This is a genomic window from Bacillota bacterium (genome assembly GCA_009711825.1).
Lineage (GTDB): Bacteria > Bacillota > Proteinivoracia > UBA4975 > VEMY01 > VEMY01.
The window spans coordinates 114983-137581 of sequence record VEMY01000010.1 but is presented as its reverse complement, the minus strand read 5'-3'; the positions used below and the strand labels follow the sequence as shown (position 1 = coordinate 137581).

General features: G+C 49.4%; 27 protein-coding genes. All 27 read left to right on the top strand.

Going from position 1 to position 22599, the window contains the following annotated elements; translation table 11 throughout:
* Nucleotides 1–5 precede the first annotated feature (5 nt).
* The 27 genes from FH749_05535 (at nucleotide 6) to FH749_05405 (ending at nucleotide 22558) form a co-directional block, all read left to right on the top strand.
* Nucleotides 6–329 carry a prepilin-type N-terminal cleavage/methylation domain-containing protein gene (locus tag FH749_05535; protein ID MTI94939.1) on the top strand — a complete coding sequence of 108 codons (324 nt, stop codon included), beginning with the start codon at nucleotides 6–8 and terminating at the stop codon, nucleotides 327–329.
* Nucleotides 316–633 carry a hypothetical protein gene (locus tag FH749_05530; GenBank protein ID MTI94938.1) on the top strand — a complete coding sequence of 106 codons (318 nt, stop codon included), beginning with the start codon at nucleotides 316–318 and terminating at the stop codon, nucleotides 631–633. Before FH749_05535 ends, FH749_05530 begins: the two co-directional genes overlap by 14 nt.
* The gene (locus tag FH749_05525) at nucleotides 630–1049 is read left to right on the top strand and encodes a hypothetical protein (GenBank protein ID MTI94937.1); all 420 of its coding nucleotides are present in this window, start codon (nucleotides 630–632) and stop codon (nucleotides 1047–1049) included. The genes FH749_05530 and FH749_05525 overlap by 4 nt, the downstream gene beginning before the upstream one ends.
* On the top strand, nucleotides 1042–1341 hold the full coding sequence (locus FH749_05520) for a hypothetical protein (protein MTI94936.1): 300 nt from the start codon (nucleotides 1042–1044) through the stop codon (nucleotides 1339–1341). The genes FH749_05525 and FH749_05520 overlap by 8 nt, the downstream gene beginning before the upstream one ends.
* Before the next feature lie 167 nt (nucleotides 1342–1508).
* Nucleotides 1509–2090, top strand: coding sequence for a hypothetical protein (locus FH749_05515; GenBank protein ID MTI94935.1), 582 nt, complete (start codon nucleotides 1509–1511; stop codon nucleotides 2088–2090).
* 50 nt (nucleotides 2091–2140) lie between these two features.
* Complete coding sequence (locus FH749_05510) at nucleotides 2141–2524, top strand: signal peptidase I (protein ID MTI94934.1); 384 nt, start codon at nucleotides 2141–2143, stop codon at nucleotides 2522–2524.
* On the top strand, nucleotides 2473–3456 hold the full coding sequence (locus FH749_05505) for a hypothetical protein (protein ID MTI94933.1): 984 nt from the start codon (nucleotides 2473–2475) through the stop codon (nucleotides 3454–3456). The genes FH749_05510 and FH749_05505 overlap by 52 nt, the downstream gene beginning before the upstream one ends.
* A 56-nt stretch (nucleotides 3457–3512) precedes the next feature.
* Nucleotides 3513–4004, top strand: a complete 492-nt coding sequence (locus FH749_05500; protein MTI94932.1) for a hypothetical protein — start codon at nucleotides 3513–3515, stop codon at nucleotides 4002–4004.
* 345 nt (nucleotides 4005–4349) lie between these two features.
* On the top strand, nucleotides 4350–5630 hold the full coding sequence (locus FH749_05495) for a hypothetical protein (GenBank protein MTI94931.1): 1281 nt from the start codon (nucleotides 4350–4352) through the stop codon (nucleotides 5628–5630).
* Nucleotides 5564–5992 carry a prepilin-type N-terminal cleavage/methylation domain-containing protein gene (locus FH749_05490; GenBank protein MTI94930.1) on the top strand — a complete coding sequence of 143 codons (429 nt, stop codon included), beginning with the start codon at nucleotides 5564–5566 and terminating at the stop codon, nucleotides 5990–5992. Before FH749_05495 ends, FH749_05490 begins: the two co-directional genes overlap by 67 nt.
* A gap of 12 nt (nucleotides 5993–6004) precedes the next feature.
* Complete coding sequence (locus FH749_05485; GenBank protein ID MTI94929.1) at nucleotides 6005–6520, top strand: prepilin-type N-terminal cleavage/methylation domain-containing protein; 516 nt, start codon at nucleotides 6005–6007, stop codon at nucleotides 6518–6520.
* Nucleotides 6521–6630: 110 nt separating this feature from the next.
* A complete protein-coding gene (locus FH749_05480) occupies nucleotides 6631–9657 on the top strand; it encodes an efflux RND transporter permease subunit (GenBank protein MTI94928.1) in 3027 nt (1008 codons plus the stop codon).
* A 297-nt stretch (nucleotides 9658–9954) separates the two neighbouring features.
* Entirely contained in the window at nucleotides 9955–11505 is a 1551-nt protein-coding gene (locus tag FH749_05475) for a type II secretion system protein GspE (GenBank protein MTI94927.1), read from the top strand.
* Between the two features lie 20 nt (nucleotides 11506–11525).
* A complete protein-coding gene (locus tag FH749_05470; protein MTI94926.1) occupies nucleotides 11526–12527 on the top strand; it encodes a type IV pilus twitching motility protein PilT in 1002 nt (333 codons plus the stop codon).
* Between the two features lie 17 nt (nucleotides 12528–12544).
* The gene (locus FH749_05465) at nucleotides 12545–13759 is read left to right on the top strand and encodes a type II secretion system F family protein (GenBank protein MTI94925.1); all 1215 of its coding nucleotides are present in this window, start codon (nucleotides 12545–12547) and stop codon (nucleotides 13757–13759) included.
* A gap of 73 nt (nucleotides 13760–13832) precedes the next feature.
* Nucleotides 13833–14279, top strand: a complete 447-nt coding sequence (locus FH749_05460; protein MTI94924.1) for a prepilin-type N-terminal cleavage/methylation domain-containing protein — start codon at nucleotides 13833–13835, stop codon at nucleotides 14277–14279.
* 57 nt (nucleotides 14280–14336) lie between these two features.
* Nucleotides 14337–14738, top strand: a complete 402-nt coding sequence (locus tag FH749_05455; GenBank protein ID MTI94923.1) for a prepilin-type N-terminal cleavage/methylation domain-containing protein — start codon at nucleotides 14337–14339, stop codon at nucleotides 14736–14738.
* A 14-nt stretch (nucleotides 14739–14752) separates the two neighbouring features.
* Nucleotides 14753–15895 carry a hypothetical protein gene (locus tag FH749_05450; protein MTI94922.1) on the top strand — a complete coding sequence of 381 codons (1143 nt, stop codon included), beginning with the start codon at nucleotides 14753–14755 and terminating at the stop codon, nucleotides 15893–15895.
* A 16-nt stretch (nucleotides 15896–15911) separates the two neighbouring features.
* On the top strand, nucleotides 15912–16904 hold the full coding sequence (gene pilM / locus FH749_05445; GenBank protein ID MTI94921.1) for a type IV pilus assembly protein PilM: 993 nt from the start codon (nucleotides 15912–15914) through the stop codon (nucleotides 16902–16904).
* Nucleotides 16904–17452: a hypothetical protein gene (locus tag FH749_05440; protein MTI94920.1), complete on the top strand. Its 549-nt coding sequence runs from the start codon at nucleotides 16904–16906 to the stop codon at nucleotides 17450–17452. Before pilM ends, FH749_05440 begins: the two co-directional genes overlap by 1 nt.
* Nucleotides 17445–18017 carry a hypothetical protein gene (locus tag FH749_05435; GenBank protein MTI94919.1) on the top strand — a complete coding sequence of 191 codons (573 nt, stop codon included), beginning with the start codon at nucleotides 17445–17447 and terminating at the stop codon, nucleotides 18015–18017. Before FH749_05440 ends, FH749_05435 begins: the two co-directional genes overlap by 8 nt.
* Entirely contained in the window at nucleotides 18014–18778 is a 765-nt protein-coding gene (locus FH749_05430) for a prepilin peptidase (GenBank protein ID MTI94918.1), read from the top strand. Before FH749_05435 ends, FH749_05430 begins: the two co-directional genes overlap by 4 nt.
* A 1-nt stretch (nucleotide 18779) precedes the next feature.
* Nucleotides 18780–19232 (top strand): type II secretion system protein, encoded by a 453-nt coding sequence (locus FH749_05425; GenBank protein MTI94917.1) that lies wholly within the window; start codon nucleotides 18780–18782, stop codon nucleotides 19230–19232.
* 66 nt (nucleotides 19233–19298) lie between these two features.
* Nucleotides 19299–20183 carry a DMT family transporter gene (locus FH749_05420; protein MTI94916.1) on the top strand — a complete coding sequence of 295 codons (885 nt, stop codon included), beginning with the start codon at nucleotides 19299–19301 and terminating at the stop codon, nucleotides 20181–20183.
* A gap of 32 nt (nucleotides 20184–20215) precedes the next feature.
* Nucleotides 20216–21307 (top strand): D-alanine--D-alanine ligase, encoded by a 1092-nt coding sequence (locus tag FH749_05415; GenBank protein ID MTI94915.1) that lies wholly within the window; start codon nucleotides 20216–20218, stop codon nucleotides 21305–21307.
* Nucleotides 21300–21935 carry a histidine phosphatase family protein gene (locus tag FH749_05410; protein ID MTI94914.1) on the top strand — a complete coding sequence of 212 codons (636 nt, stop codon included), beginning with the start codon at nucleotides 21300–21302 and terminating at the stop codon, nucleotides 21933–21935. Before FH749_05415 ends, FH749_05410 begins: the two co-directional genes overlap by 8 nt.
* Nucleotides 21936–21952: 17 nt before the next feature.
* A complete protein-coding gene (locus tag FH749_05405) occupies nucleotides 21953–22558 on the top strand; it encodes a cyclodeaminase/cyclohydrolase family protein (protein ID MTI94913.1) in 606 nt (201 codons plus the stop codon).
* The last annotated feature ends 41 nt before the right edge of the window (nucleotides 22559–22599 follow it).

Genomic DNA, 22599 nt, shown 5'->3' with positions numbered 1-22599 from the left:
AAAACATGTTAAACAAGGATGGTTTTACACTGATGGAGGTGCTGGTTGTGGTGGCGATTATCAGCATTTTGGCGGCAATTGCTGTGCCCAATTATCTGCATGCCTTGGAAAGTTCCCGCCAAGACGCTTGCATTGCCAATATTGAAATTCTCGATGCCCAGGTTGAGCGCTACCGGCTTAAAAATGGCGAGCTGCCAAAGCCGGAAAACCAAACCCTGACCGAGCTTCTGACAGAGGAAAAATTACTTTCCAAACCGGTGGAGTGCCCGTTGGGTGGGGAATACGAGCTAGAAGATGGCCGGGTGGTCTGTAACCATGAGCAAGAGTAAGGGCGCAATCCTCCTGGATGTGGCCGCTGCTGCGGCAATCATGGTGCTTGTTGCCCTGACCTTGGGTGCTTTGTTTGTCAGTACATTGCAAATAGCTGACACTGCCCAGGCGGTGACCAGGGGACGGCTGTTGGCCCAGGCCCATCTGGAGTTGGCCTCAGCCGGTCAGGCGCCGGATGTGCTTAGTGAAGCCAGTCTCACCAGTACACTCACCGCTCTACACTCAAACGGCATCAGCTACTGGCAGGTGGAGGTCACAGGCGAAGCGCTACCCAAACCACTGGCTATGGTTCGAGTGCAATGAGCAAGGGCTATATCTTACTGGAAACATTGGTCGCCACCGCACTCTCGTTACTTATCTTGACTGTGGCTGCGACGCAGCTTTATGTATTCTGGCAGATGTGGCACACAACCAATGACCAGGCCCGGCAACGCCATTGGGCAGCCCAGGCCTACGATTCCTTGGCTACAGACGCCATGAATGCCAAGTCTGTATCGATTTTGTCCGACAGGGCAATTTTTTATCTGGACAGCGGCTTGGCCACCTACCGTTTGACGCCCGCTGGTTCCTTTTACCGCAACTGGCAAAATCGCGATGCCGCCTTCGCCGACAAGGTGCAGGCCGTTGATTGGCAGCTCGACGATGATGTTCTCTGGATGACGCTGATATATAAAGATGGGCAGACATACCGGAGTTGCTTTCAGATGAGCAATGAATAACCAGAAAGGATATGTCTTGATAGTTGTGCTGGTGTTGATGTTGGCGGCAGTTCCCGCAGCCATCACACTCTTACATAACGCTCGCTCTGACCTTGCCTCGGCCCTGGATGACTATCACTATACCCGGGCCAAGTATGTAGCTCACTCGCTGGCGGAGCTGGCAAAACAAAACCCAGACCTCGCCTTGCAGGTGGCAGACAATTGGCCTGATAGCGAAGTGACAATTGAGATTGATGCCTCAACAATCACGGTTCGCCTCGACAGAGTAATTGTGAGTGTGGATTACGACTAAATCAGACAAAAAATACAAATTCTTGTTGACAGTCCTATCGGGAATTGATATTATCGCAATGGGTACATAAATGAGCACTTTCCCCAGTAATAAATGAGCACTTTAGTTTGGACAAGCAGGTAGGGTGCCTGGGTATGCGTGGGACAAATTAAAGTGGGGGTAATTAAATGAGCAGAGGAAGAAGACGGACCTCAGTCATCATAGGCTTGGCTTTTGTAATGATTCTATTGGTTTATAGTGTAGTTACGATTCAGGGAACTGGTGCTTGGTTTAGTACTGTAGAAACAGATACCAGCGACGTAACTGTTCTAGAATGGAAGGCTGAAATTGAAAACTATGAAGAACTTATTACAGTAACTGATTTAATTCCAGGTCGTCAAAGCGAATCCAAAGAGGTCACGATTAAGAATTCAGGAGAAGTTGAGTTCATCTATTGGGTAGAAATTGCACGGCCTGATACACAAGATTCGAACATATTGTGGGGAGACGAAAGTGAGCTTTATTTGGTTATCCAAGATGATGATGGCGCTGACATATATAAAGATAACCTCATCGATGGAGAAATTGTAGTGGGACAAGATCAATTAGATCCCAATGATGATGTTACTCTTAGTTTCTACGTCCATTTGTCTCAAGCTGCCGATAATCAGTATAGTGCCCAATCTACTCAGGTAGAAATAACCTTTCATGCATACCAAGTTGACGCAATAGATGATGAAGGGAATATTCTTGAACCTAGCGAAGATTAAACCTTAGAGACGGAGGAAAAGGGGCTGCTGTTGCAGCCCCTTAACCAGATATGTTTAATATACTAACAACAGCTATCAAAGGTGCTATAATTTCATTTACAGTCTTCCTGATTGCCATTCTAGCACTGATGTGGGTTCCCCAATTATGGGGGTGGCAGTCTTTTCGTGTTACCTCAAGCAGTATGGCGCCCTATATTAGACCGAATAATATTATCGTTGTCCAGCCAGTGGAAAGCTCAGAATTACGGACCGGCGATATAATTACTTACCAACAACCCGGGTTTAACACCGAAACACATCGGATTGTGGAAATCGCAGACGGGATGTTTTATACTCAGGGAGACGCAGTTCCTGATGCTACTCCGGCGGCTATTGAGTATCAATGGATTATTGGACGTGTCGTATTTCAGGTTCCATTGGGGGGATTCTGGTGAAAAAGTTAATCATCGCCCTTGTTATAATTGCAGTTATTGCTATTAGCCCACAGGCGATGGCTTTTTTTGGTACTAGTTACATTATAGCCGAAGACACAATTAGCACCCATCCTGGCCATGTCCTTTTCTATATTACATTGGGTAACAATGAAGACACCTATCAGCGACAAGATGGAAGTGGGCCCGTGGGGTTTCACAACCACAATGGAGATTTTGTTGTTGATTTTGGTAACCATGAAAATTCTAAAGGTAAAGAGAGTTTTCTCTTGGGTGAAATAGTAAATAAGTCTAACTCAGCAATTACCGTAACTTTCAATATAGATAACCCTAATTCTCTTATGAAAAATAACATGCTTACCGATTTGACTGGCAATAATCGTATTCAGCCCGGGGATAGCGGCAATATTGAGGCTGAGTTTCAATTTAAAAACAAAGAAATAGGATTATTTTCGACAAATGTTACATTGTCGGTCGCTCTTGAAGGCAATACCATTGGCACTTACGAATTCCCTGTTCAAATAAATGTTGTTGAATCATATCCTCAATGGGATTCGGTAACGATTTATGAGGAAGATGATTACGTTATACACGACGGAAGAATCTTTTGGGCCCGGTGGTACATTCAAGGGATTGAACCGGGGACAGACCCCGTATGGCAAGAGGTAACCGATGAGTGGCGTTGGTATAATGTTTATGGCGAAGGTGACATTGTTGTTTTTGAAGGTAAAGAATTTCGGGCTAGAGGTTATAGTCAAAATGATCAACCTGGATTAATGCGCAGTCCTTGGAATGAGTTGACCGATGAGTGGCGTTCTTTCAATGTTTATAACAACGGCGATATTGTTTGGTATAACGGGCAGCAATACAGGGCAGGTTGGTATACTCAAAATGACCCACCCGACGCTTCCCATGTTTGGGAGGTTCTGCCTTAGCCAATTTGCTCTTCCCCGGTTTGGTATATTATGTTTGCCAGGAGGTGCTAAGAGAATTGAAGTTGCTGCTATTCCTTATCGGCTTTATGGGATCTGGTAAAAGCACTCTTGGCCACTACCTAGCCCGTGAGTGGGATTTGCCTTTATGGGACAGCGATCATTTGCTGGAAGTCTGGCAGGGAGACTCTCCCGGAAACCAGCTCCATGCCGACCCCGTCGCCTTTCGTGCCCGGGAGCAGATCTTGCTGGGCGAACTTGCCCGTCTGAAACGCGGCATCATCGTTCTCGGTGGCGGAGTTGTCGAATCTGAAAATAACCGCAATCTCCTGCAGAGTTTGCCGGTTTTGCTTCTGGACCCCGGTCCGGATATCTGCTGGCATCGGGTGCAGACCAGTTCGCAGTATCGTCCCTTGGCTGTTGACAAAGAGAGTTTCTATGCCCTATATAACCGCAGGCAGGAACTCTACCGGCAGTGCTGTCTCTGGCAGTTGCAGGTCGATGCGCCGATAGAAAATCTGGCAGAGACGATAGAAAAGTTTATAGTGTGAAAGTCGCTTTGCGTATGCGGAGCGACATTTTAATTTCTGTAAAGCTCAATGTTTAATGATTGATAAACCGATGAGCAAACAATGAAGATATCCAGAAATATCAGGGATCGTCTAGAAGGGTGTCGTATGAACGAATATCGTGGAAAAACCTAACAGTTGATTGCGAAAGCCGATATCGAGTTTCGATAAATAGAAAAAGTATCGCATTACCTAAACAATGTTAAGGTTCAATTCTGTAATTCGTGGATTTGTTAGTCATTTATGGTTTGACAGGTTACTGAAAAAAACGAGATAATAATCTAAATTGTTGAAAAAGGGTGTACAGAGCTAGATGGGGGGTAGGGAATGCTTAATGAGCGTGGTTCTACGTTGGTTACTGTGTTGGTGGTTACTTTGATTTTATTGATTTTTGGTACCACATTAATCAGTGTTGGAATGAATGATGTAACCCAAGCGGTCCGGCATGAGAAAAAGATCGAAGCATATTATTTGGCCAGGAGTGGTGCAGATGCTGTAGCTGCGCACTTGTTGCAAAATCCTGGTGATATCGATGATTTTCTTGCCATGGGCGAAGATGAATTTGAGTTGGCGAACGGCAGATGCGTGGTTCGTGTTGTCGAACAAGGTGAGGATATTGTGGTGGAGTCGACGGGGCATGTTTCCAGTTATAGTGATACAGTCAAGGTTTCATTGTTTTCTGATTCCAGCATGCCTAATCTTGATATGGCAGTGTTCGCAGAGACTACTCTGGAACTTGAAGGCTCAGCCGTTATTGGTGTGTCAGGTACAAATTCAGTTGAGCCCGGAAGTGTTAAGTTCACCTGGTCGCCAAAGGTTGACGGAGACTTTTATGTGGGTGTTGGCGGTAATCCCAACGAGGTTATTGACAGCCAACAGGGAGGATTACAAAATATCGTGGGCTTGGTTGGAAATCTTGATGAGGTGCGCACTTATCCATTGCCTCCTTTTCCCCAGTTTCCTTCAGAGTTGAACTATTACGGAGATTTTTTGGCTGGGTGGTGGCCTTCGCCTCCACATCATATCTTCGATGATTGGACCTTTGATGAGCTAAGGGTTCAGAGTCATTTGATTATCGATGTTGGACATGATGTCCGCCGGATAAGGGCACGCAAACTTGTTGTTGAAGGGTCGGGTGCAATTGAACTGGTTGGCTCCGGTCAGCTTGAACTTTACATTGAGGAAGAGTTTATTCTTAGCGGGGGTGGTACAATTAATCAGGGGGGAGATCCTAACCAGATAATGCTTTATTATAAAGGATCCCAGCCAATTGGTCCCCCGGGTAATACAAGATTGTACGGTTGTTTGTACTCCGAATCTGCTGACATCGTTCTGCAGGGCTCTGGGGGCATTCTCGGTAGTATTATCACTGGTGGTAGCAACGTTTCTCTTGAGGGCAGCACCTCTGCGTTAGTTCGGACAATATATGCACCCAACGCCGATGTTGTACTAAGCGGCAGTTCTACCGTTTATGGTTCCGTCATAGGTAACAGTTTTGTCGCTGTCGGAAATTCTCGGGTGTATTTTGAGCCGGACCAAAAATGGGAGGATATACCGTTGCCTTCTGGAAATTCAGGATTAAAACGCGGCCATTGGAAAAGAAATTGATAGTTCACGGGGAGGGGGGGAGCTTATTGTTTGACTGTTCGAAACAGGCCGGTTTTACCCTGGTCGAAGTTCTTATAGCTACAGCGATTTTCTTGTTAATAGCACTGTCATTGAGTGCGCTTTTCATTAATAGTTACAGGACGATAGGGCTGGCTGGAAATAGAGGGACATTCGTCGCAGAAGCGCAACAGGAAATGGAAAGGGCTATTGCTGATGATACATATCAGACAGATGAGTTGGTTAGGGAAGATGAATATGAAATTGTTCTATTTGGCAGAGTGTTTACTGGCACGTTGGTTAGTATTGAAAAGCAGTATAGTGAAAACAGGCGAGTGCATTATCTTACTTTTGTGGCCGAGTAAAGGGGAACGCAGATGATTAACTTGCGTTCGCAATCCGGTATAACTTTGGTTGAGTTGCTTGTTGTCTTGATAATTTTGTCTTTGGTAATGGCGGGGGTCTTTTCATTTTTCCTGATGGGCCATAAGACCTATAATCTGGGGAGGCGGCAGGCGCAAATGCACCATGACCTACGTCTGGTCTCTGAGCTGCTTACTCAGGAAATGCGCTATGCTGTTGTTTTGACGATGTTGGATGACTGGGATGATTTACCGGAGCAAGCTGAGATTTCTCCCGGTGAAAGGTTTTTGTATTTTGATGAGCATAGTGGTCAGATTATTATTGCTGACAGTCAAGCAAGTAGGCCCTTAACAAACGCAATAATCTCCGAGGCAAGTTTCTGGCTGGAGGCAGATATGTTTTCGTTCAAACTTGGTATTATTAGTGGTGATGTGGCTTATAGTATGGAATCATCTGTGATGTTGTTGAACATTGAAAACTCAGGTACTATGCATTCATCTGTCCCTGCCTTGCGTTATGTTAGGCCTTGACCCTTGACCTTGGCAAAATCCCGGTTATTACTTTGCCTGCCGGGATTTTGCATTATTAAATCCAATTAAAAGGGAAACCCTACAGAGAGAAATCTGTGGAGGTGGAGCCATTGGGGCCTGGCAATCTGGCGGTGCGCCGCCCGGTAACGATGTTAATGCTAATGCTGGTGGTAATTCTTTTGGGGGCAATTTCCCTGAACCATCTGAGCCTGGAACTTTTGCCCCGGTTCGAACCGCCGGTACTGGCAGTCTACACAAATTGGGGCCAGGCTTCACCTCAGGAAACGGCAACGATGATTACCGAGCCGCTGGAGCAGGTGGTGGCCACCATTGGCGGCCTGAAGGAAGTCAGCTCGATTTCCGCTGAGGGCAGCTCGGTAATCATCTGTGAACTTGCTTGGGGCGCCAATCTAGACGCGGCCCGGGATGAAATAAAGGAGCGCATTGGCCTTATTCCCCTACCCGATGATGCGGGCCAGCCCATGGTATTACGCTACGACCCGACCACAATGCCCGGGTTGCGCCTGAGCGTATGGGGAGATGTGGACGAGGACCGTTTAGAAACCGTGGTCAGAGATGTATTGCTGCCAGGGCTTGAATCTGTACCTGGAGTGGCCTCGGTGGATATCAGCGGGCTCAATGAGCAGCAGGTGCAGGTAACAGTCTCACAACCAGACTTGGCCGAGCTAGGTATGGATCTAGGGACTTTGGCCAATATGATTCGGGCCGGCAATGTCTTAATGCCTGCCGGCACAGTAGCGAATGACGAGTCGGAGTATAGTGTGCGGGTTGTGGGTGAGTTCGATTGCCTGGAGGAACTGGGCCGGGTTGTCGTGGGCCGGAACAGTGATGGGTTTGTCCTGCTAGATCAAGTCGCAGACATAGCTGATGGGCGCGCCCCCGGGGCAAGTATAGTGCGCACAAATGGGCAGCAGAGCCTTGGTCTGGCGGTCCGTAAAGAGGGCGATGCCAATTTAGTGCGGGTAAACCGGGATGTGATGAGCCGCCTGGAGGAGTTGTCGGGCCAGTTGGACGAAGTGGAGGTTGTCGTCACAATGAACCAGGCGGAGTTTATTGAAGAAGCAATTCAGGGCATTGGCACCAATTTGCTGGTGGGGGCAGGGCTGGCGGTCTTGGTTTTACTCACTCTGATGCAAAGCATTCTCAGCACGTTAATCATTGCTGTGGCGATTCCCTTCTCGGTGGTTGCCACCTTTGTAATGATGCATTTTGGCGGCCTTACCCTCAACCTGATGAGTATGGGCGGGTTGGCTTTGGGTGTGGGCATGCTGGTGGATAACTCAATTGTCGTAATTGAGAACATATACCGGCATATTCAGGGTGGCGCGTCGACGGCAGAAGCCGCTGCCCGGGGCACCAACGAAGTAGCCGGAGCAATCACTGCCTCAACACTAACCACATTGGCGGTTTTTCTGCCCGTTGTTTTTGTAGGGGGTGTCACCGGTGAGCTATTTCGCGAGCTGGCTTGGACTGTTTCTTTTTCTCTTTTAGCTTCCCTGCTAGTTGCCATTACCGTGATTCCAATGTTGGCTTCCCGGATTCTGCCTTATGGTCGGTGGAACCAGGCATTGCGACCCCGTTCATCCCGGAGTACATACGCACGTATGGTCAGGGGGGCGCTGAGACGTAGAGGCCTGGTTTTGTTGGTGGCCCTGGGGCTGGTTGCAGTTTCAGCTATCCCGTTCTTATATCTGGGACGGGAGTTTTTGCCTGCCATCGATGAAGGTAGCTTTAACATCTCTGTTACTTTGCCCCCGGGTGCGTCTTTGTCTGCAACTGACACTGTTGCCGCAGATTTGGAAGCATTGTTGGCCACTCATCCCGATGTCGATATTTACTCCACCCGGGTCGGTCCCGGAGGCGGGGTGAGTATGTCTGAAGGCGGCAAGAATACTGCCTCAATCGATGTGCGGCTGTTGCCGCCCGAACAACGTGCCAGCGAAACCGACGCTGTGGTTGCCTGGGTCCGGGGTGAGGCGGAAAAATTACTCTCGCCCGATGTGGAGTTTGCAGTTGCGAGTCAAGACCAGTTTAGCTCCATGGCCGGTAGCGACAATTTGCAGCTGGAGGTCAGGGGTCCCTCTCTGGAGGAAGTGCAGCGGCTCAGTCTTGAGTTTCTGGAGGATTTGCAAACAGTCCCGGAGCTGGGGGAAGCTACTTCCAATTTGGAACAACAACTGCCGGAAAAGAAAGTGGTCTTGGACCGGCAGCGGGTGGCTGCGCTGGGCTTGATGCCGGCCCAGGTTGCAACTCAGGTCAACGCCGCCATGGGCGGGGTGTTTGCCACGCGCCTTAACCGGGATGGGAATAATCTTGATGTTCAGGTCCAATACAGACCGGAGGATATTGATAACCCCGATAAGTTGCGGCATTTGTCTATATCCCTACCTGGCGGGCATAATCTTCCCTTGATTATGCTGGCAGATATCGAGGACGGGCAGGGGCCAATTAGTATACATCGCTCCCGCCAACAGCCTGCCGCCCAAATTACCGCCCCGATTCTCAGTGGCGACTTGGGTTCGGCGATTGCTGAGGTGGAAGCATTGATTGAGCGTGTTCAATTGCCGGGAGGGTATAGCGCTTCTGTGACCGGGTCTGGGCAACTGATGCAGGAGGGGTTTCAGAGTCTTTATGGGGCTCTCGCTCTGGCAGTGGTGCTGGTTTATGCCCTGATGGCTGGACTCTTTGAGTCGTTGCTCCATCCCCTGGTAATTATCATTTCACTGCCTCTAGCGGCGGTGGGGGCGCTCTGGCTATTGCTGGTTGGAGGTCACGCCCTGGGGATTACAGCGATGATCGGCCTGATTATGCTGGCGGGGATTGTGGTTAACAATGCGATTGTCATGGTGACAGCGATTAATCAGTTACGTGGGGAAGGAATGCCTGTTCGGGAGGCGATTGCAACTGGTGCCGCCATGAGGCTGCGGCCGATTCTGATGACGGCTTTTACAACAGTTTTGGCAATGTTGCCCCTGGCTCTGGGAATCGGCTCGGGGGCAGAATTACAGGCGCCACTGGCCACAGCAGTTATTGGCGGATTGCTTAGCTCAACTGTAATGATTCTAGTGGTTGTACCGGTAACTTACTCGCTTTTTGCCGGGCGTAGACACGTTTGAAGGTTGCGACAATTGGAAGATACCCCCAAAAAATGCTGTGGAATGTCGAAAATACTATAATAAGAGCGGACAAGCTGTCGACGCTTCACGATTTTTGTCATTTAGCAAGGAAAAGTTGCGCAAATATTACGGTTGTAAAAAGGAATTTCCTTCTTAATGTAGAATTAGTACCTACGCATGAAATATTTGGTTAATTGTGTGTATGTTGACATTGAATTATTTCTCGACTAATTATTTGCAGAAACCGGGGTGAGCAGTTTGTACCAGACGTTGGAAGAGCTTTTGCTGGAAACGGGGATGGCCACCCGTGAACAGATTGATGAAGCGAAGGCCAGCGGCAAGGGCAGCAATATTGCCGAGGCGTTGGTGGAACTGAATGTTCTCACCCAGCAACAATACATAGAGATTATGGAGTTTCATCTGGGCGTCCCCCATGTTAATCTAGATAATTACCAGTTAGATGGAGAAGTAATAAACATTCTCGACCAGGAACTGGTCAAGCGTTACAAGGCGGTGCCGATTGAAAAAGTTGGCGAGCGGGTTACCGTGGCCATGGCTGACCCCAAGGATGTTGTCGCCATCGACGACATCGCCATGGCAACTGGATGCCAGATTGTCCCTGTGATTGCCGCCAAGTCCGATTTGGACAAGGTCATCCGGAAGCACTTCACGCTTCGGGAGTCCATGGAAAGGGTAGTACAGGAATCCAAGGTTGAAGAGGAACTGGACACCGAACAGCTCAAGCTGATGGTTGATGACGCCCCCATTGTTCGTTTGGTTGACAATATGATTGACCAGGCAGTAAACGAAGGGGCCAGCGATATCCATATCGAGCCTCGAGAACACGATTTATTTATTCGTTTCCGGATTGACGGCATTCTCCATGAGCGGATGACTCCGCCCAAAAGTACCCACCCTTTGGTTGTATCCCGGTTAAAAATTATGGCCGAACTGGATATTGCCGAGCGGCGCGTCCCCCAGGATGGCAGAATTAAGTTTACGATTGCCAATGGATCTCAGATCGACTTGCGGATGAGCACCTTGCCAACCATTTACGGTGAGAAGGTCGTGCTCCGGATTCTCAATCCCGAGTCAATCTTACTTAAAATGGACGATCTGGGTTTTACCCCTGCCAACCTGGAGAAGTTTAAGGATATTATAACCCGCTCCTACGGTTTGGTGCTTGTTACCGGGCCTACCGGTAGCGGTAAGACCACAACTCTGTATACAGGACTTAATTATATAAATTCACCTCAATTCAACATATCGACCGTTGAAGATCCTGTCGAATATCGGCTGGGTGGAATCAATCAGATTAACGTGCACAGCCGCATCGGCATGACCTTTAGCGCCGGCCTCCGCGCTCTCTTGCGCCAGGATCCGGATATCATCATGGTTGGTGAGGTCCGGGACGCAGAGACTGTCGAGATTGCTGTTCGGGCAGCGCTCACCGGCCACTTGGTTTTATCCACCATTCACACTAACGATGCTCCCTCAACCCTCACCCGGTTGATTGAAATGGGCCTACCCCCGTTCCTGGTTGTCGCTGCTATTAACGGTGTAATGGCCCAGCGTTTGGTGCGACGCTTATGTCGGGAATGTAAAGGCAGTGGATGTAGCCGCTGTAACAAGACTGGTTTTAAGGGTCGGCTGGCTGTCCATGAAGTGCTGACTTTTACCGACAAATTGCGCCAGGCGGTAATTGACGGGGCCAGTGCCTCCCAGCTGCGTAAGCTGTCACGTGAGGAAGGGATGGCCACCATGTATGAAGATGGGATGACAAAGGTTGAGCAAGGCCTGACCACCAAAGAAGAAGTTGTACGGGTGGTCGGTCTGGATTATATTTAACGGCTAAAGGAGAGGACAGAATGGAGCTTTTGCAGATTATGCATTTTGCCCGGGAGCGAGGTGCCTCCGATATTCATTTCACTAACAAGCGCCCGCCCCTGATGAGGATTGACGGCGACCTGATAAAGGTCAATGATGATATCATGGATCCTGCCAAATTGGAGCAAGTCGTTAAGGAACTTACCGGCGACCGCTACGATGAATTTATGGACAGGGGCGAGCTAGACTTCACCTTTCAGGCGCCTGATGGCCGTCTCCGGGTTAACGTCTACCGCCAGCGGGGCATCCCCGCCGCGGCGCTTCGGGTTATTCCCGACCGGATTCCCGGCATCGATGAACTGGGGTTGCCCGAGGTTGTCCATAGTTTTGCCAAGATGAAGCAGGGGTTGGTTCTGTTTACAGGTCCTACCGGTAGTGGTAAATCTACCACAATGGCAGCACTTATAGACTCAATTAATAATGAGAAAAGTGCCCATATACTCACACTTGAGGACCCGATAGAATATATACATGAACACAAGAAGTCTATCGTCAATCAGCGGGAAGTGGGACAAGATACATATTCATTTTCCAACGCCCTACGGGCTGCGCTACGCCAGGATCCCGATGTTATCCTGGTTGGCGAGATGAGGGACTTAGAGACCATCTCCATCGCCGTTACTGCCGCCGAAACTGGCCACTTGGTTCTGGGGACTTTGCACACTTCGACGGCTCCCGCAACTGTCGACCGGATTATCGATGTTTTCCCCGCTCACCAACAGCAGCAGATTCGCGTGCAGCTGGCTGAGACCCTGCGCGGGGTCGTTTCCCAGCGCTTGCTCCCCAAGCGGGGCAGTAGCGGTCGGGTATGTGCCACCGAAATCCTGATTGGCACCTCTGCTATCAAGAACCTAATCCGGGAAGGGAAATTGCATCAGATACCCACCCAGATGGAAACCGGCTCCAAATTCGGTATGCACACCTTTGACCAGTCATTAAAGAAACTTGCCGATATGGGAGTTATTGACCCCACAAGCTTCTAAACCCGGGAGGGATGTAAATGTCCAACATTTATACATATAAAGCTCGGGATGCTACCGGTAAGGTTGTAAGTGGACAGATTCAGGCTGATGACATGAACCGTGCCGCCGCTATGCTCAGGGAGAAGCGGATGATTGTCCTCCAGCTTAATGTAGGTAAAGCAAAAAGTCAGGGCGTGAGCTTTTTAAAGAAAAAAGGGATTCCTTTAAAGGAATTTGCTATGTTTTGCCGGCAAATGGCGACAATGGTCAAGGCCGGGGTCACAATTATGTCATCCATTTCTGCCATTGCCTCCCAGGCTGAGAACCCTGTTTTGGGTGATGCGCTTGGCGAAGTTGGCAAGGATTTGGAGTCCGGCAAGACTTTTAGTGAAGCCTGCCAACGTCACAAAGATTTATTTCCCACCATCTTCACCAGTATGGTGGAAGCCGGTGAAGCATCCGGTGCCCTGGATGATGTGCTGGAGCGTATGGCCGATTACTTTGAAAATCAGAGTGAGATTCAGGAAAAAGTTAAATCTGCTTCGACTTATCCCATATTTATTGCTGTATTTGCGATTGGAATCACAATTGGTTTGATGGTTTTTGTTGTCCCGAATTTTGCAGACATGTTTGCTGAGGGCGGTATGGAACTCCCGGGCATTACCAAGGGGATGTTGGCAGTTAGTGACTTTATGCAAAATCAGTTTCTGCTTCTGATTGTTATGCTGATTGCTGCGTTTATCGGGCTTAAACGTTATCTTGGAACAACCAAAGGCAAACACGCAACGCAAAGATTGAGCTTAAAATTGCCCAAGTTTGGCACGATGTTCCAAAATGCCGCGATGGCGAGATTTTGCCGGTCATTAAGTATTCTGGTGGCCAGCGGCGTTCCAATGATTACTGCTTTGGAAATCGTAGCCAGGGTTGTAAATAATGTTGAATACGCAAGCGCTGTTCTTCATGCACGCAAAGGTGTTTCCGAAGGATTGACTTTGACTGCGGGGTTGAGCGCATCTCCTCGGTTCACCCCCTTATTGTTGCATATGCTCAAGGTAGGCGAGGAATCTGGGGCAATGGATACTATGTTGAGTAAAGTCGCTGATTTCTACGAGGCAGAGGTACGCTACACTGTGGACCGGTTGAGCTCGATTATTGAGCCTTTCCTTATATTGTTTCTCGCCGGTATTGTTGGTTTGGTCCTTGTGGCAGTTATGCTGCCCATGTTCCAAATGGGAGACATCGTCCAACCATAATTAAGGAGGTGAGGGGTAACGGTAGTGTAACATTGTTGGTATTTTAGTCAAATAAAATCTAGGAGGTAGTAAAATGTTGAATTTCTTCTATCGGTCTCTTAACAATGAGAAAGGCTTTACCCTGATTGAGGTTTTGGTTGTTGTCGCAATCATCGCCATCCTGGCGGCAATCGCCACCCCGATTATCCTTGGCCGGATTAATCAGGCCCGTGAAGCCAGCGACGAGGCTCTGGCATCAACTTTGGAGAACGCCCTGGCCCTGTACCTGGTTGACAAGGATGCCGACCCCAGCATCGATACGGTTACCCTTAACGCCACCGGGTTTCCCGATGAGCTGAAAATTCTCTGGACAGACCATGGAAACGACTATCTGGATAACAAAACAATTGAGTTCCTAGGGAACAATACCGATGAGTCTGGTAATACAGTTACTGGCCGGGTTTTGACAATTACCTATGACCCCACAACCGGCATCATCCAAACATCTGGTGGTAGCATCGACGAAGGCGGCGAAGGCTAGGCTACGTCATATAGTTTGAGTTGCTCAGTTTAACCAAATTAAAAAGCGGGGGATTATATGTTTAAGTTTATCCGATCCCGCGCCGGTCTGACTTTGGTAGAGGTGTTGACGGCGGTGTTCATTTTGGGCATCGTCGTCGCCCCCTTGACCGGCTTCTTCGTTATTTCAAATAATCGGGCACGACAGACCATGACCCAGCGTCAGGCCCTAGCAATTGCCGAGGATTATTTGGAACGTCTGCGGGCAGAAACTCATGAAGCCTCCTTTATCTACCCGGGGGAAGAAATCCCGGTGGAAACGGAAGGGCGGTTTACAGTGTACACCGAAGTAACCGAGCTGGAAAATGCCCCAGGGGGCGACCCGGAGAATCCGCGGCCATTGTTTGAAGTTAAGGTCCGGGTTGAATGGAATGGCGGAGAAGTGAGTTTGTCGACTATACGCTCTGAATTAAGAAGATAAGGAGGTGCAGTGCGGTGAACACTCGTGGCAGTGCCCTTGTCAATGTCCTGATTGTCGTGGCCGTTCTGTCTATTGTGGGGATGGCTGCGTATCAGGTTGTAAGGGCAGACAGCACCTTTGCGATAACGAACAGAGACGGGACTCAGGCCTTTCATTATGCTGAGGGCGGAATTGATTATGGGATGCACTTGCTTAGAATCGGCGAAGAGCTAAATCAGCCTCATGTTCTGGATATGCAAGACGGTCAGGTTGAAGTTCTGGTAGAACCGGGCCTTGGCGAAAATGAATTCATTATTACTTCTAAGGGTACCAAGGGTAGTGCCACCCGCACTGTCAGGGCAACACTGTTATTCGTCGAGGGCCCCTTCGAATATTCCCTGTTCGTCGGTGGCGAAGGGGAGGAAAAGCAGGAATTAAAGAACTTTCGTATTTCCGGACCTGTGCATATTGCATCAGACCATATTGAAATAGACGGCATTTATTTTGAACAAGATGCACATTTTGACAGCAATTATGTGAAAATATCAAACGATACGCAAAAGAGTGATACGGCAATCATCACCCGCGAGGAACATACGGAAATAGAACCTCCCAACCACCACCACTGGAGTAATACTGAAATCTATACAAAAAATTATCAGGTGGAATTTCCTCAAGTGGATCTCGAATTGTTTTCGGAATACGACAACTATGAAATTTGGCCACAAGAAACTGACCGGATTCGGTTTATAGATTTAAAGCAAAACAATTATTTTACCGAAGACATAACAATTGAGGTTAGGCGTCAGGATGGTATCCTACCTTGGGAAACCATTGTTATTGTTGGGAGGGGCAATGTTTATTTCGACGTTCAAAACCAGTACGAGAATTATTATTGTAATCTGATTGTCATGGCTGATGGAGACATTGACGGTGTTGAAAAGGTTAGCAATACCGATGATGAATATGAGAGCATAAACATGTATCTTTATGCTAAAGGAACAGTTACTACCGGGCAGAACATGAACCTGCGATCGATTATGGCACAGGTTGTCACGATCAATCATAATCAACAGCAGTTGATTAGAGAACCACAACCAGAGAAATTGCCACCGGAAATTGCTCAGGCCTGGATTTCAGCGTTTGGTGGCGTGCAGATAATTCACTGGGAAAACTAGGAGGGAGGCTGCAACCTTGCCTTTTTTTTCTAACAAATACAAACTCGGATTAGACATAGGCAGCACTTTCATCAAGGTATGTCTGCCCCGCAGAGGCGGGAAACCCCTTGTGGCAAGAATGCTTAGTCCGGAGGGCGCTGTCACAAAAGGGGTTCTACAGACCCCGGAAGTAGTTTGTGATGCCTTAAAGATGTTAGTGAAGCAGCAAAAATTACAAAACAATCAGGTTGTGGCTACACTGCCGGCCAGTACTCTTGTTCTGCGCCATATTCAGGTTCCAATTATGAAGCCAAAGGAAACAGCTGACGCGGTTGAGTGGGAGGCCCGCAGGGTTCTGCCGTTTGCTGTTGAAGAGGCCCAAATGGACTGGGTACAGCAAGGAACTAAAGTTACTGAAGAAGGTGAGATGCAGGATATCCTTCTTGTTGCTGTACGGGATAGCACTATTGAGCGATACACCGATGCTGTCAGAGAATCAGGTTTGCGTCTTGTTGCGCTGGATGTAGCCCCAATGGCATTGGGGCGCTGGTTATTAAAAGATTCCAATGAGTCAACAGTAATTATTGATCTGGGGGCTGAAACCACCCAGCTGCATTTCTTTGAAAGCACAAAGCTTGTTTTTTCCCGGAGCTTGTCGATCGGTGGTTTGCAGGCTACAAAGGCAATTCAGGCAGCGACAGAGCGTAGCTTTGAAGAGGCAGAGATAATGAAGTTACGTGGTGAGTACAGCGAGGAATGGCTGGAAAGTTGGCACAGCGAATTGGCTCGCGAGCTGCAACGCTCGCTTGAATATTACCGCAGCAATTATCAGCAAGAAGGGGACCAGAATTTTGATCAGGTGCTGTTGACTGGCGGCGCTTCTTCGACTCGAGGAGTTGAGGCCCTGATTGGCGATGTTGTCGGGGTGCAGGCAAGGTATGCTGAGTTCGCCAGTAAATTGCGCACTCCCCGCAGCGATAAAATTATGTACAACGTTGCTCTTGGAGCCGGGTTATGGGAGGGGAAATAATGCAGCTTCAGGTTAACCTGTTACCAAAACAATTTCGTCCCCAACCTTCACTTCGTCCAATCCCGGTTTTAATCACTATAATTTTGTTAATTAATGCAATGGCTTTGGCGGGCTGGTGGGTATTGCTCGAGGTCAATTTGGGGACACTGCGCTCGGATTTAGACAGCTTGGAGTCAAGCATTGCTTCTTTGGAAAGGAAAATTGCTGATGCCGAGTGGGCCGCAGAATTAGAAGATTCGGTTATGGCAAAAGCTGACTATATTCAAATGAAAGTTGTCGAATCGAAGCTATGGAATCCGTCGCTCACATCAGTTGAGCAGGCGATGGAGAACGAGGTAATACTCAGCGGATTTCGAGGCACTCCAGACGGCGCAATCGTTTTGAGCGGCTATACACCATCCATTACTGCAGTAGCGAATATGTTGGGAAGTTTGCACCAGGAAACAGGGCTTCGGGTAGTTCATTATAATAGTGCGACCGTAGATGGCTCGTTTCAGTTAACTTTGAGCGGTTGGCACGGACGGGAGGTGCCCGAAGAAGATGAATAATCTAGCGCCTGCCTACAAGTGGGCAATTGCGATTGTATTAATGCTCGCTGTTAATGGCTGTGTTTGGTTTCTATTTCTCGAACCGGCAATTGAGGAATCAAACCAGGTAAAATCTGAGATCGAGAACAGAGAAATCTTTCAACAACAATTGGAGCAAAGGCTGGAAACATTGCTGGCGATTGATACAGGCTCATTATTAGTTCAACAGGAAGAATTAGAGGCGCTGATCCCTCCCAATGGTCAATTACGGGAACTCCTGGCTGAACTTGAAAAAATGGCCGAGGAATCAGGTTTAACACTCAATAGCATTCGGGGGGGGAACCCCAGCAGAGATGATGAATACATGAGCCTGGACCTGACAATACTTTTGGAGGGCGATTATCAGGAGCATTTTGATTATATTAAGATGTTGGAGAACCACGAGCGGCTGTTGGCAGTGGATTCATTTAATCTTTCACGCTCTGGTGACAGTATCAATGCAAATATTCAAATCTCCATATATGGTGATGATTTCTATCCTCCCACTCCCTACGATGCTCCCGGAAGGGACAACCCCTTCCAGTGAATACAGTAATTGGTTTAGTCGGCACATTGTTAGGTGCAGTGTTTGGCAGCTTCGCCAATGTCTGTATTTATAGACTGCCCAGGAATGAGTCAATAGCCTGGCCGCCATCCCACTGCCCTCACTGCGGGCAAAGAATACTCCCCTGGCAACTGGTCCCGATACTCAGCTGGCTCATTTTAAAGGGCAGATGTGCTAAGTGCAACCAGGCAATTTCTTGGCAGTACCCGTTGGTTGAAATGGTGACTGCGTTGTTGTTTGGCCTGATTGGGTTCCGATGGGGGTATAGCCTGGAGACCCTCCGGTATATTATCTTGATATGGGCATTGGTAATTGCTGTTGGCACCGACTTTTCTCACCGGATTATTCCTGATTCAATCAGTCTTGGTGCTTCTGCGGTTCTTGCTCTATTGGCCTTAGTCAGCTTGGACTGGGCCGCCATTTTGGGAGGAGTATTACTTTTTGTTATTCTGTTTCTGATTGCCATAGCCAGTCGGGGCGGCATGGGCGGTGGAGATATCAAGCTTGCCCTCGCCATCGGTTTGGCCCTGGGATGGCAGTCCGGACTAATTGCATTATTGGTCTCGTTCTTTGGCGGAGGACTTATCTCTGTTGGGATACTGCTATTCAGCCGGAAAGGTGGCAGGAAGACTGAGGTGCCATTTGGACCATTTCTGGCGGTAGGGGCAGTGGTTGCTATGTTTTGGTCAACAGAGATTATTCAGCTTTACTGGGATTTCACATTATTGCTTTGGGGGTGGTAAGGTGCTTAACAACAGAGGTATGACCTTGGTTGAGTTATTGGTAACTATGATAATTTTTCTACTGATTACCACAGCGGTCTCTACCTTCTTTGTTGGTGCCTTGCGTGGCGCCAATAGCAGTCAACAGGCCGCCTTTGGTGGCCAGGCTGCAGAATTGGCAATGACCCATTTACGTACCGAACTGGCCGGAGCAATGAATGTCCAGGAAGGTGTCAACAGCACGATTATTTATACACGAGTGCGGGACAATGACCCTTGGACGATAGAGGTTGAAGATAAGGTTCTGCGTCGCCGTAATATCGACAACGGGGATGTAGTTGTGTTTGCCCGTAATATTGATAGCTTTGATTTTGAATTAGTAGAGAATACGTACCAGATTGCAGTAACTGTGAACTCCGGGAAAGTTACCCTTGAAGAGAGGATTTTTATGCGCAATATGCGCTACAACCAATAGTCGGCCCAGCCGGCTTTTTTTATGTTATAATAATCCCGTCATGTCATTTTACTTCTGAGGTGAGCCATGAGAGAGAAGAGATGGATGGGGTATGCGGTTCTTATATTTATCACCCTAATATGGGGGACTACTTTTACTGTTACCAAAAATTCTTTACTGGCGGAGATGCCGCCGTTATATTTTTTGGCCTGGCGTTTTTCCTTGGCCACCTTTGGTCTGCTGTTGTTGAACTTGCGTAACCTGCCTTCGATGAACTCTGTGGAGTTAAAAGGTGGCCTGGTGACTGGTGGTTTGATGGCCATGGGGTTTGTGGGGCAGACTACTGGCATGGTGTATACTACAGCCACTAAGGCCGGGTTTATTACCGGATTGGCGGTTGTGTTGGTGCCTTTGGCCGGAGCGCTTTTGTTCCGTCGGCGCCCTTCCTTTTGGGTGTTTTTTGCCGCCGGGTTGGCTGCTGTCGGCATGGGGTTGATGAGTCTGGATTTTGAAGCCGGCTGGGCAATTAACCGGGGTGACGTTTATTTGTTATTGAGTGCCATCGCCTTTTCCTTTTACATACTATATGTTGGGCTTTATGCCAACCGGGTGCGGGTGGGGTTGCTGGCGCTGATTAAGGTCGTGATCACTGCTGCCGTGTGTTGGCTGGCGACTTTGCTTTTCGAAACCCAGGTGCCGATGGCACCGATAATCTGGTGGTCCTTGCTTTACCTGGCTTTCTTTGCCACGGTTATCACCACTGTTGGGCAGACCTGGGGTCAGCGGGTGGTGAGCCCGGAACGTGCGGCGTTGATCTTTGCACTGGAGCCGGTGTTCGCCGCCGTCTTTGCGATGATCTTTTTGGCTGAGCGCCTGCCCCCCCTGGGTGTTGCCGGCTCTGTCTTGATCATGGCGGGGATTTTCCTGGCGGAATTGGCGCCCCGGAAGGTTAAAGCGCCGGCAATGGAGTAATATAATATTAGCAAACAGGCGAGGTGTTTAGCATGCAACATAAGGTAGCGGTTTTGATGGGAGGGCGCTCGGGGGAGCATGAGGTTTCCCTGCAGTCTGCCCGCTATATCATGGATTCTCTGAAGGAAGTGGGACATTCGGTTTTGGCCATTGGCATCACCAATGACGGCCAGTGGCTTTACCATCCGGATATCTGGCAGATGTTAGTAGACGGCGCTGATTTGAGCGAGGCGCAGCCGGTGAGTCTGGACCTGAATTATCAGGGGTTGGGTCTGCTGGTGGATGGCGAGCCGCTGGATTTGGATATTGTATTCCCGGTGCTGCACGGTCCTTTTGGTGAGGACGGAACCGTTCAAGGTGCCCTGGAGCTGTCGGGTGTGCCCTATGTGGGGTCAGGGGTTCTCGGGTCCGCAGTGGGTATGGATAAGGTGCAGATGAAGATTGCTTTCCGGGCCAGGAATCTGCCGATGGGCAGCTATATTGCGTTTAATGCCTGGGAATGGGATGATGGGCGCCGGGAGCTGGTGGCCCGCATCGAGGAGCGCCTGGGTACGCCACTGTTTGTGAAGCCGGCAAATCTTGGTTCTTCGGTGGGGATTAGTAAAGTTACAACTATTCGCGAGTTGTTACCGGCCGTGGAGGAAGCCCTGAAATATGACAGCAAGATTATCGTCGAAGCCGGCATCACGGGCAGGGAGATTGAATGCAGTGTCCTCGGCAATGAGCACGCCCGGGCCTCGGTGCCCGGTGAGATTGTCCCCGCCAATGATTTCTACGACTACTCAGCCAAGTACCTGGATGAAAAGTCCCGCCTGATTATCCCGGCCCAATTGCCTGATGATGTTACACAGCGGGTGCGGGATTTGGCGGTGGAGGCCTTTCACGCTGTCGATGCCGCCGGCCTTGCCCGGGTGGATATGTTTGTGAAATCCGACGGCAGCGTCTATTTGAATGAGATCAATACCATGCCGGGCTTTACCGCCATCAGCATGTATCCAAAGCTATGGGAGGCCAGCGGTCTGGGCGGACCGGAATTGGTCAATCGGCTGGTGGAGCTTGGTCTTGCCCGTCACTGGCGGCGAGGACGGCTGCAGCATAAGCGACAGGAGGACAATAATGACTAAGATGATTTTGGCGCGTCATGGCGAAACCGACTGGAATAGCGCCGGCCGGATGCAGGGCAGCGTGGATGTCCCGCTAAATGAGCGGGGCCGCGGCCAGGCCCAGCAGCTGGCTGATTTGCTGGCGGACAAGCCCCTGAAGGCAATTTATGCCAGCCCCCTGAAACGGGCGTTCGCTACAGCGGAAGCGGTTGCAGAGCGGCGTGAGATGGATGTGCTAATCCGCGAGGATTTGCAGGAGATAAATGTGGGGGAGTGGGAAGGGCTGACTCGGGAGGAGATTGCGGCCACCAACCCTGAACTTTGGCAGCAGTGGCGGCAGGATCCCTTTAAGTCGCCGGCGCCGCCGGAGGGTGAACACTATTTAGACTTTCAGAAGCGGTGCATTGATGTGTTGGACGCAATTGCCGCCGAGCATGACGAGAACGATTTAATTCTTGTCGTCACCCACGGCGGTGTCCTGAAGGCAGTTTTATCTGGGCTGCTGGGCATACCCTGGCAAAGCCGGGGCATAATGTATTTCTTGAATTGCGGTGTGACCCGCCTGCGCTGGAATCCCGGCGGCAGGGTTGTAATTGATGGTTTCAATGAAGCAAGTCATCTCAGCGATGTTCAGACATCGCGAAAATAAATAAGCGAGGTGTTTTGATGCTGGTAAACTTGTCGTTGCAGGAGTTTAGTGCCCGACTGGCAGACAAAAACCCCACTCCCGGAGGCGGCAGCGCCTCTGCCTATGTAGCTGCCTTGGGCAGCGGACTGGTGGCTATGTTCTGCAATGTCACTGCCGCACGGAAGAAGTATGCCCAGGTCAAAGAAGAGATGGAAGCCACTGCCGAATATGCCGAAAAGTGGCGTGGTCATTTTCTGGAGTTGGTGGATGCCGACAGCGCCGCCTTTGAACAGGTACTGACCGCTAACCGCATGCCCAAAGATGACCCCGGGCGGAGTCAGGCAATCGATGAGGCCTCCTTGCAGGCCACAAAAGTGCCCCTGCAAACAGCTTCTGCCTGTGTGGCGATGTTGGAAAAAATACCGCCGCTGGTGACCAAAGGCAACCCCAACGCCATCAGTGATCTCAATGTCGGTATGGAATTGCTGCACACCGCTTTTCAGGGCGCCCTGGCCAATGTGAACATAAATCTGCCCTGGCTGCCAGAAGCGGACGCTAAGTCGATTCAAGAGGAAGCTCTGGAACTTTCCCGCCGTGCCCAGGCGGCTCATGAAGAGGGCAAGCGGCAGTTCGCTGCTCTCTAGGCATATTTGCACCTCCTGCCACATATTTGTTGGCTAGGGGG

Bases quoted from the DNA above. Each gene is read 5' to 3' on its own strand.
- FH749_05535 (MTI94939.1), top strand. From the start codon at position 6: ATGTTAAACAAGGATGGTTTTACACTGATGGAGGTGCTGGTTGTGGTG.
- FH749_05530 (MTI94938.1), top strand. From the start codon at position 316: ATGAGCAAGAGTAAGGGCGCAATCCTCCTGGATGTGGCCGCTGCTGCG.
- FH749_05525 (MTI94937.1), top strand. From the start codon at position 630: ATGAGCAAGGGCTATATCTTACTGGAAACATTGGTCGCCACCGCACTC.
- FH749_05520 (MTI94936.1), top strand. From the start codon at position 1,042: ATGAATAACCAGAAAGGATATGTCTTGATAGTTGTGCTGGTGTTGATG.
- FH749_05515 (MTI94935.1), top strand. From the start codon at position 1,509: ATGAGCAGAGGAAGAAGACGGACCTCAGTCATCATAGGCTTGGCTTTT.
- FH749_05510 (MTI94934.1), top strand. From the start codon at position 2,141: ATGTTTAATATACTAACAACAGCTATCAAAGGTGCTATAATTTCATTT.
- FH749_05505 (MTI94933.1), top strand. From the start codon at position 2,473: ATGGATTATTGGACGTGTCGTATTTCAGGTTCCATTGGGGGGATTCTG.
- FH749_05495 (MTI94931.1), top strand. From the start codon at position 4,350: ATGCTTAATGAGCGTGGTTCTACGTTGGTTACTGTGTTGGTGGTTACT.
- FH749_05490 (MTI94930.1), top strand. From the start codon at position 5,564: ATGGGAGGATATACCGTTGCCTTCTGGAAATTCAGGATTAAAACGCGG.
- FH749_05485 (MTI94929.1), top strand. From the start codon at position 6,005: ATGATTAACTTGCGTTCGCAATCCGGTATAACTTTGGTTGAGTTGCTT.
- FH749_05475 (MTI94927.1), top strand. From the start codon at position 9,955: ATGGCCACCCGTGAACAGATTGATGAAGCGAAGGCCAGCGGCAAGGGC.
- FH749_05470 (MTI94926.1), top strand. From the start codon at position 11,526: ATGGAGCTTTTGCAGATTATGCATTTTGCCCGGGAGCGAGGTGCCTCC.
- FH749_05465 (MTI94925.1), top strand. From the start codon at position 12,545: ATGTCCAACATTTATACATATAAAGCTCGGGATGCTACCGGTAAGGTT.
- FH749_05460 (MTI94924.1), top strand. From the start codon at position 13,833: ATGTTGAATTTCTTCTATCGGTCTCTTAACAATGAGAAAGGCTTTACC.
- FH749_05455 (MTI94923.1), top strand. From the start codon at position 14,337: ATGTTTAAGTTTATCCGATCCCGCGCCGGTCTGACTTTGGTAGAGGTG.
- FH749_05440 (MTI94920.1), top strand. From the start codon at position 16,904: ATGCAGCTTCAGGTTAACCTGTTACCAAAACAATTTCGTCCCCAACCT.
- FH749_05435 (MTI94919.1), top strand. From the start codon at position 17,445: ATGAATAATCTAGCGCCTGCCTACAAGTGGGCAATTGCGATTGTATTA.
- FH749_05420 (MTI94916.1), top strand. From the start codon at position 19,299: ATGAGAGAGAAGAGATGGATGGGGTATGCGGTTCTTATATTTATCACC.
- FH749_05415 (MTI94915.1), top strand. From the start codon at position 20,216: ATGCAACATAAGGTAGCGGTTTTGATGGGAGGGCGCTCGGGGGAGCAT.
- FH749_05410 (MTI94914.1), top strand. From the start codon at position 21,300: ATGACTAAGATGATTTTGGCGCGTCATGGCGAAACCGACTGGAATAGC.
- FH749_05405 (MTI94913.1), top strand. From the start codon at position 21,953: ATGCTGGTAAACTTGTCGTTGCAGGAGTTTAGTGCCCGACTGGCAGAC.